The 316-nt window shown below is 66.1% G+C and carries 1 protein-coding gene; it reads right to left on the reverse strand.

Annotated features, from left to right (window positions below; all coding sequences use genetic code 11):
* Positions 1-316, reverse strand: a 316-nt coding sequence (locus IF27_RS29720; RefSeq protein ID WP_190233163.1) for a hypothetical protein, incomplete at both ends; no start/stop codon positions are given.

Here is a 316-nt window from a genome sequence, read left to right on the forward strand (position 1 = left end):
GCGGCGTGATCCACCTCATACTGGTGTGCGTCGAGACGTGTTCCGCACCAGGGGCAGGCGTGGAGCTGGACGGGATTCTTCTCCTGGAGCACCTTGTCCTTGCGGAGCTCGACCAGGCTCTCCTCGGCGACCGTCAGCTTGTTCGGGGTGGCGGACTGCCCCACCCACATGCCGATGGAGATCGGTTCCCGGCCCAACAGCTCCTCGTCGCCCTGTCGCATGAGCTCCATGGCGCACATGAGGATCGCCGCACGCTCGAACTGCTGGAGAGTGAGCAGCCGCAGCGTGTAGCCGCTCGACGCGGTCGACCCCGATC

Origin of the sequence: Streptomyces avicenniae (assembly GCF_000719135.1) — a bacterium.
GTDB lineage: Bacteria > Actinomycetota > Actinomycetes > Streptomycetales > Streptomycetaceae > Streptomyces > Streptomyces avicenniae.